This window comes from Allofournierella massiliensis, from assembly GCF_004345265.1.
Lineage (GTDB): Bacteria > Bacillota > Clostridia > Oscillospirales > Ruminococcaceae > Allofournierella > Allofournierella massiliensis.
Genome location: NZ_SLUM01000035.1, coordinates 23,982 through 31,772 on the forward strand (window position 1 = coordinate 23,982; position 7,791 = coordinate 31,772).

The 7,791-nt window shown below is 60.3% G+C and carries 6 protein-coding genes; 4 read left to right on the forward strand and 2 right to left on the reverse strand.

The window, feature by feature from the left end:
* The first annotated feature begins 110 nt into the window (after positions 1 to 110).
* Positions 111 to 1,772 carry a formate--tetrahydrofolate ligase gene (locus tag EDD77_RS15840; RefSeq protein ID WP_058963844.1) on the forward strand — a complete coding sequence of 554 codons (1,662 nt, stop codon included), beginning with the start codon at positions 111 to 113 and terminating at the stop codon, positions 1,770 to 1,772.
* 356 nt (positions 1,773 to 2,128) lie between these two features.
* Here the strand turns inward: EDD77_RS15840 and EDD77_RS15845 are convergent, their stop codons facing one another.
* Entirely contained in the window at positions 2,129 to 3,142 is a 1,014-nt protein-coding gene (locus EDD77_RS15845) for a GDSL-type esterase/lipase family protein (protein WP_058963845.1), read from the reverse strand.
* Between the two features lie 42 nt (positions 3,143 to 3,184).
* Complete coding sequence (locus EDD77_RS15850) at positions 3,185 to 4,237, reverse strand: GDSL-type esterase/lipase family protein (protein ID WP_058963846.1); 1,053 nt, start codon at positions 4,235 to 4,237, stop codon at positions 3,185 to 3,187.
* A 400-nt stretch (positions 4,238 to 4,637) separates the two neighbouring features.
* On the opposite strand from EDD77_RS15850, the gene EDD77_RS15855 reads away from it, so the two are divergent.
* From EDD77_RS15855 to EDD77_RS15865, 3 genes are all read left to right on the forward strand, one after another.
* Positions 4,638 to 5,486, forward strand: a complete 849-nt coding sequence (locus EDD77_RS15855; RefSeq protein ID WP_058963847.1) for a helix-turn-helix transcriptional regulator — start codon at positions 4,638 to 4,640, stop codon at positions 5,484 to 5,486.
* Positions 5,487 to 5,658: 172 nt separating this feature from the next.
* Positions 5,659 to 6,678 carry a UDP-glucose 4-epimerase GalE gene (gene galE / locus EDD77_RS15860; protein ID WP_058963848.1) on the forward strand — a complete coding sequence of 340 codons (1,020 nt, stop codon included), beginning with the start codon at positions 5,659 to 5,661 and terminating at the stop codon, positions 6,676 to 6,678.
* A 75-nt stretch (positions 6,679 to 6,753) separates the two neighbouring features.
* The gene (locus tag EDD77_RS15865; protein WP_058963892.1) at positions 6,754 to 7,650 is read left to right on the forward strand and encodes a nucleotidyltransferase family protein; all 897 of its coding nucleotides are present in this window, start codon (positions 6,754 to 6,756) and stop codon (positions 7,648 to 7,650) included.
* The last annotated feature ends 141 nt before the right edge of the window (positions 7,651 to 7,791 follow it).

Consider the following 7,791-nt stretch of genomic DNA (forward strand, 5'->3'; position numbering starts at 1 on the left):
TGGTACTCTTATAAAAGAGACAAAAGGACCGGCCCGTCTGTGCCACAGCGCAGGCAGGCCGATGTTGTTTGGGCGGTTTGCGCCGCCCTGAGCAGGAAAGGATGAGTCCCATGAAATCGGATATTCAGATCGCACAGGAAGCTACCCTGCAGCCCATCGTTCAGATTGCGGAAAAGCTGGGTCTTTCGGAGGATGAGATCAGCCTGTACGGCAAATACAAAGCAAAGATCGACCACAAGCTGGCCAAAAAAGCGGACAGGCAGGGCAAGCTGATTCTGGTCACCGCCATCAGCCCCACCCCCGCCGGCGAGGGCAAAACCACCATCAGCACCGGTCTGGCGGACGGCCTGAACGCACTGGGCAAAAAGACCATGCTCTGCCTGCGCGAGCCCAGCCTGGGGCCCGTGTTCGGCATCAAGGGCGGCGCGGCCGGCGGCGGATACGCACAGGTGGTGCCCATGGAGGACATCAACCTGCATTTCACCGGTGACCTGCACGCCATCGGTGCGGCCAACAACCTGCTGGCGGCCATGGTGGACAACAGCGTTTATCAGGGCAACCCCCATAACATCGATCCCCGGCGCATTGTCTGGAAGCGCTGCGTGGACATGAACGACCGCCAGCTGCGGTTTGTGACCGACGGATTGGGCGGCAAGGTGAACGGCGTGCCCCGTGAGGACGGCTTCGACATCACCGTGGCCAGCGAGGTCATGGCGATTTTCTGCCTGGCCACCGACTTGAAGGACTTGAAAGAGCGGCTGTCCCGCATTGTTGTGGCGTATACCTACGACGGCCAGCCGGTGACCGCGGGCCAGATTGGCGCGGCGGGCGCCATGACCGCCCTTCTGAAGGATGCCTTCGATCCGAACCTTGTCCAGACGCTGGAGAACAACCCGGCGATCATCCACGGCGGGCCCTTTGCAAACATTGCCCACGGCTGCAACAGCGTGATGGCCACCCGCCTGAGCCTGAGTCTGGCGGATTACGTTGTGACCGAGACGGGCTTCGGCGCGGATCTGGGCGCGGAGAAGTTCCTGGACATCAAGTGCCGCAAGGCCGGGCTGTCCCCCAACGCGGTGGTGATCGTGGCCACCGTGCGCGCCCTGAAGCATCACGGCGGATGCCCCAAGGATCAGCTGGGTGTGGAGAACCTGGATTATCTGACCGCCGGTGCGGACAACCTGCGCCGCCATGTGGAGAACATGCGCAATTTCGGTCTGCCGGTTTGTGTGGCGATCAACGCATTCCCCACCGACACCGCCGCCGAGCACGACTGCGTGAAGGCGATCTGCGCCGAGATGGGCGTACCCTGCGCACTGGCTGAGGTATTTGCCAAGGGCGGCGAAGGCGGCACCGAGCTGGCCAAAACCGTGCTGGACATCATGCAGGACGACACCGCCGTCAACTTCACCTACCCGGACGAGATGCCTCTGAAGGAAAAGGTTCTGGCGGTGGCGCAGAAGATTTACCGGGCCAAGGACGTGAGCTGGAGCGCACCCGTGCTCAAGACCCTGGCCGAGATCGAGGCCATGGGCTACGGCAATCTGCCGGTCTGCATTGCCAAGACCCAGTATTCCTTCAGCGATGACGCCAAGCTGCTGGCGGCGCCTTCCGGCTTCACCATGACGGTGCGCGACGTGCGCCTTTCCGCCGGCGCGGGATTCGTTGTGGTGATCATGGGCAGCATCATGACCATGCCCGGCCTGCCCAAAAAGCCCGCCGCCGAGAACATCGACGTGGACGAAAACGGCAAAATCACCGGACTTTTTTAACGACCCGACCGGTAACCGGGTGCGGTACGCCTGCCGTTTCGCACCCGGCTTTCCTCAGCAACGTACGCCAACACCCTTTTGGCGGACTCGACCGGCAGCGGGGCGCGGGACGTTTTTCTGGCAGGTACGCAGCGGATTTTCCCCGGTGACGCATCCTGACCGCTTTCACCTTATATTGATCAACCCGAGCATCAGCCGGGTGCGGAACACTTGCCGTTCCGCGCCCGGCTTTTTTCGTGCTTCGCCCTGCTCTTCTCTTCACATTTATCCCGATGACAAAAAACAGCCGGTGGGAGAATTCCCATCGGCTGCTTTTTGTTATCCTCTTTTTACGCCCGATCCGTTTCCATGCCCCATCAGGCGTTGTCCGCCAGATAGTAGGTGCTGCCCATCACATAGGGCAGGTCGCTGCTGTAGGCCACATGCCGCAGCAGATAGTCCATCCAGGCGCCGTAGCCCGCCGAGTTCAGATGCAGGCCCTCGGTGGTGTAGCTGGGGTTCAGCCCGCCGCTGTCATCCAGAAGTGAACTGTATACATCCAGATAGTGGCAGCCCTGCTCCAGCGCCATCTGGGCCAGCTGCTGGTTGATGCGCTGGATGCGCTCGTTGTTCAGGTTCGTGTTGGTGTAGTCGGTGGTAACCGGCGTCATGGACTGGATGTAGATCTGCACATCCTGCCCCGCTGCTTCCCGGATCGAGGTGATCATCTGCTCGTAGTAGCCGAAATAGCCCTTTTCCACCGCCTCGTCCGCACTGGTGGCCAGTGCGTTTGCGCCGAACATCAGATACACCGCCTTCGGCTGCTTCTGGGCAATAATATCCAGCGCCACCTCGGTAGCCACCACCGTTTCCGACTGGTACCGGTTCATGCTCTTGCGGTTCACGATATCGCTGGGCACCGCGCCCCGGTAACCAAGCACCGTAGCCACGCCCTTGGCCGGGTTCTCGTAAAGATCCAGGCCCTCGGTCACACTGTCGCCCAGGAACACCACGTCCGGCAGATATTTCGTGCTGTCTACCAGGCCGCATTCCGGCTGGATGATATCCTCATAGGTCAGCGTCTTGATGGTGTAGTCCCCGGTCTGCTGCACCGGACCCATCCGCTCAAACCCGGTTTCGTTGGTGTCCACCACCGGGTTCTGCATGGGCAGCGGCGCAAGCACACTGCCGGAAATGCCCGGCTGTACCGTTTCGCTGGTGGCAGGTTCCTCCGCGCCCCAGCCGGTCACCGCCTGAATGCCCCAGGTGATCACCCCGGAAACACCCAGCACCATCACCGCCAGCAGCGCCATGCTCAGTACCCGCCGCTGCGTGCGGCGGCGCTGCCGCCCCCGCACCTGATTGCTGAATTCTCGATAGCTGTTTGCCATGTTGTCTCCTGTTTGCCCTGCATCCCGCCGGGGATGCGCCGTTTATTCGGCAGCCTTATAATAAGGGCTGCCCTCCAGATAGGGGTTTTCGGGATTATAGGCCGTATGGGTGGTCAGATAATCCCGCACCAGCGGATAAGCCGATGCGTTCAGATGCACCCCGTCCTGCGCGGCCAGATCCGCCCGCAGATCGCCGTTCGCATCCGCCAGCACCTCGTGCAGGTTGATGAAGTAGCAGCCCTTTTCCACCGCCATCTTGGCCAGCTCGCTGTTTACCCGCTGAATCCGTTCCCGGTAAAGGCCCGGCTGCTTCACACCCGGCCGCACCGGCGTGACCGACTGCACATAAATGTCCACCTCGCTGCCCAGCGCCTCCCGGAACTTATCCAGCATCTGGCTGTAATAGGCCAGATACGACTGCTCTGCCGCGTCGTCGTTGCGCACCAGCGCATTCGTGCCCAGCAGGATATACAGCCGCTTGGGGTTGCTGTTGATGATGGTGTCGAAGATTGCTTCCGGTGCCCGGCCCGAATTTTCGCCCGGATCCGCCACCTCGTTGTTCACCACCTGGCTGGGGCCGATGTTCTTGTAGGCGCACACAAAGGCGTGCTCCTTCATATCGGAAGTATTGTATGCGTTCCAGCCCTGGCTCACACTGTCGCCCAGAATGGCGGTGCGGTCAAAGTACTTCATGTCCACCTGGCCGTTTTCCGGCAGGCCCAGCAGCCGGAAGTCCGGCGAGTTCACCGTCTGATCCAGCGTTTTTTCCAGCGGCTGCATGGTGTCCCATGCGGCGGCCGTGCCCTCTGCCGCCGGGCTGGCGGGCTGCTGGCTCTGCGCGGCGCTCTGGGCTTCGCTGCCGCTCTCCGGCGTGCTTTCGCCCTGCGGGGTGCTCTGGGTCATGCTGGTGCTTTGCGGCGTGCTCTGGGTCTGATCGCCGCCCTTCAGCCAGCTCGGCTCGCCAAGCAGACAAATCGCGCCATAAGCCGCCGCCAGCACCGCCGCCACCACAACAACAAAAATCAACGCCCGGCGCATCGCCCGTTTGCGTTTGCGCCTGCGCACCTGTTCCCTGAATTCCCGGTATGTAGGCATCCTGTTTCCTTCCCCTTTCCTTCCCCCGGCGGTTTCCTTCTCGCCCGGGGCGCTCTGTCTCATATCCTTAAAACGCGGTTGACCGCCAAAACATTTCAAAGCTCTGCCGCGTGTTATTCTCTGCGTATTGTTTTATTATACCCCACCGCTCTTTTTGGTTCAATAAGAGGGGGGCCATTTTCACCGCTTTTCTTGCCCTCCCGGCAGGTTTCGGAAAAAGGTTTTCAATTTGTTAATATTTTATCCGCCATCGCCAAATTTTCCAGATTTTTTCATTTTTGGTCTTGACGAACACATTCCCACCCTTCATACTTAAGGTAGCAAATCTGACAGCAGCCGCCCGGTCCGCTCTCTTTGGAGTGCGGCGTTTTCCCGGCCCGGAAGGAGCGAACTGTGGACCATGATCACCCATCACTTTGACGTTGAGCCCAAACAGCCGTGCCAGCTTCCCTCTGTGCAATTGCTGCACGCCAGCATCCATCACGGCAGCCCCACCGCCCGCTGTGACCTTCACAGCCATATTTTTACCGAGCTTCTGTACATTCTGCAGGGCAGCTGCCGGCTGGATGTGGATGACCAGCAGGTGGAGCTGCATGCAGGCGATCTTCTTGTGCTGAACCCCCAGTGCCCGCATTACGGCGTTCAGCCCATCCGTGAGCCCTTTTCCATGCTCTGCATCGATCTGTGCTGTGCCTGCTGTGTGGGCGGTCAGCCGGCGGGATATCTGGTGCTTTCCAGCAGAACCATCCAGCCGCTGGAACCCTATCTGCGCCTGTTTTTTCAGGAGCTGCAGCAGCACAGCGATTCCTTTGACGAGGTCTGCCGCCAGCTTGCCGGCCTGATTCTTCTGCAGCTGAACCGGGTTTGCCCGCTGAGCCAGGCAAGCATTCCTTCCAGCCGCAAAAGTGCCCTGGAATGTGCCCGGGTACGCCAGTACATCGACGAGCACTTTGCCCAGCCCATCACCCTGGATCAGCTGGCCCGCTACGCAGGGCTGAACAAGTACTATCTGGTGCATGTGTTCAACCGGGAAATGGGCTGCAGCCCCATCAGCTACCTGATCGAACGGCGCATCAGCGAAAGCAAGCGCCTTCTGGCCGCCACCCGCATCCCGGTGCAGCAGATCAGCCGCCAGCTGGGCTTTTCCAGCCCCAGCTATTTCAGCCAGAGCTTCCGGCGGGCCACCGGGTTTTCCCCCGCGGAATTCCGCCGTCAGGCCCGGGACGCAGGCTCCGAACCGACAGAATGATGCAATGATTTTTCATTGACGTACAACATTTTTTATCGTACACTAAAAGCAAGTCAGCAACGGTCTTTGCCCATTGCGCCATGCGCTGGCAAGGGCCGTTTTTTTGCGCCCGGACACTTGTTCCGGCGCAGTGTGCTGGTTACGACACAACAAAAGAATGGGAGTGTTTGCAATGGCAATTTTGGTATGCGGCGGCGCCGGTTACATCGGCAGCCACACCTGCGTGGAACTTCTGGCCGCCGGCTACGACATCGTTGTAGCTGATAACTTCTACAATTCCTGCCCCAAGGCTGTGGAGCGGATCAAGCAGATCTCCGGCAAGGATTTCCGCTTCGTGGAAGTGGATCTCACCGACGCCCAGGCCGTGGAAGCTCTGTTTGCCCAGAATCCGGACATTGATTCCGTGATCCAGTTCGCCGCCTACAAGGCCGTGGGCGAAAGCGTTTCCAAGCCCATCGAATACTACACCAACAACCTGGAGACCACTCTGGTGGTGCTGGACGCCATGCGCCGCCACGGTGTGCACAACATCGTGTTCTCCTCCTCCGCCACCGTTTACGGCGACCCCGCCAGCGTGCCCATCACCGAGGATTTCCCCGTGGGCGCCACCACCAACCCCTACGGCACCAGCAAGGTGTTCAACGAGCGCATGCTCACCGACTGCTGCACCGCTGACCCCGAGCTGAACGTGGCCCTGCTGCGCTACTTCAACCCCATCGGCGCCCACAAGAGCGGCCTGATCGGTGAGGATCCCAACGGCATCCCCAACAATCTGGTTCCCTACATTGCCAAGGTGGCCGTGGGCAGCCTGGAGAAGGTGCATGTGTTCGGCAACGACTACCCCACCCCGGACGGCACCGGCGTGCGTGACTACATCCACGTGGTGGATCTGGCCCGCGGCCATGTGGCAGCCATCAAAAAGCTGGAGCAGAAGCCCGGCCTGTTCATCTGCAACCTGGGCACCGGCCACGGCTACAGTGTGCTGGATGTGATCCATGCTTATGAGAAGGCCTGCGGCAAGACCCTGCCCTATGTGATCGACCCCCGCCGCCCCGGCGACATTGCCGAGTGCTGGGCCGACCCCACCAAAGCCAAGAACGAGCTGGGCTGGGTAGCCGAATATGGCATCGAGGACATGTGCGCCGACAGCTGGAAGTGGCAGAGCATGAACCCCAACGGCTACAAAGACTGATATTTCACAGTCTTTCTACAAAAAGTATAATTTAAGGAGTTGTTTTCCTTGGCGAAAAAACCGATTCTGGTGGTCATGGCCGCGGGCATGGGCAGCCGGTATGGCGGCCTGAAGCAGATCGACCCGGTGGGCCGCTGCGGCGAAGCCATTCTGGATTATTCCGTGTTCGATGCAAAGCGGGCCGGGTTTGAAACCGTGGTCTTTATCATCAAGCACGAGATCGAGGAGGCCTTCAAGTCCACCATCGGCGCCCGTCTGGCCCCCCACATGGAGGTGCGCTACGCCTACCAGCAGCTGGACAAGCTGCCCGCCGACTATTCCGTACCGGAAGGCCGCACCAAGCCCTGGGGCACCAGCCATGCCATTCTGAGTGCACAGGACGTGATCGACGCCCCCTTCGCGGTGATCAACGCCGACGACTACTACGGCCCCGAGGCGTTCCGGGTGATTTACGATTACCTGTCCACCCATGAGGACGGCAGCCTGTACGAATACAGCATGGTGGGCTACCTGCTGAAGAACACCGTGACCGAAAACGGCTATGTGTCCCGCGGCATCTGCGTGACCAACGGGGAAGGCTATCTGGACAGCGTGACCGAGCGCACCCGCATCGAAACCTGCCCGGAGGGCATTCACTTCTCCGAGGACGGCGGCGAAAGCTGGACCGATCTGGACGCGGACAGCGTGGTTTCCATGAACCTGTGGGGCTTCGGGCCCAGCTTCGTGCAGGAAATTGCGAACCGCTTCCCCGCCTTCCTGGACAAGGCGCTGGTGGAAAACCCGCTGAAGGCGGAGTTCTACCTGCCCAGCGTGGTCAGTGCCCTGATTGAAGAGGGCAAGGCCCGGGTGAAGGTGCTGCGCAGCACCGACCGCTGGCACGGCGTAACCTATCAGGAGGACAAGCCTCTGGTGGTGGCCGCCATCCGGGAAAAGACCGACGCCGGCCTGTATCCCAGCCCGCTGTGGGGCTGAGCATCCCTTTAAAACAAGCAAAAACCGGAGAGCAGTCTGCTCTCCGGTCAGCCTGTCGAAAAAGGTCACCGAAAGGTGGCCTTTTTCTCGTATTGAGGAAAAGAAAGCGGTATAATAGTGTGGGGGGATAAAAATGCTGGT

Excerpts from the sequence above, each read along its gene's own strand:
- EDD77_RS15840 (WP_058963844.1), top strand. The coding sequence starts at position 111 with ATGAAATCGGATATTCAGATCGCACAGGAAGCTACCCTGCAGCCCATC.
- EDD77_RS15845 (WP_058963845.1), bottom strand. The coding sequence starts at position 3,142 with ATGGCAAACAGCTATCGAGAATTCAGCAATCAGGTGCGGGGGCGGCAG.
- EDD77_RS15850 (WP_058963846.1), bottom strand. The coding sequence starts at position 4,237 with ATGCCTACATACCGGGAATTCAGGGAACAGGTGCGCAGGCGCAAACGC.
- EDD77_RS15855 (WP_058963847.1), top strand. The coding sequence starts at position 4,638 with ATGATCACCCATCACTTTGACGTTGAGCCCAAACAGCCGTGCCAGCTT.
- galE (WP_058963848.1), top strand. The coding sequence starts at position 5,659 with ATGGCAATTTTGGTATGCGGCGGCGCCGGTTACATCGGCAGCCACACC.
- EDD77_RS15865 (WP_058963892.1), top strand. The coding sequence starts at position 6,754 with ATGGCCGCGGGCATGGGCAGCCGGTATGGCGGCCTGAAGCAGATCGAC.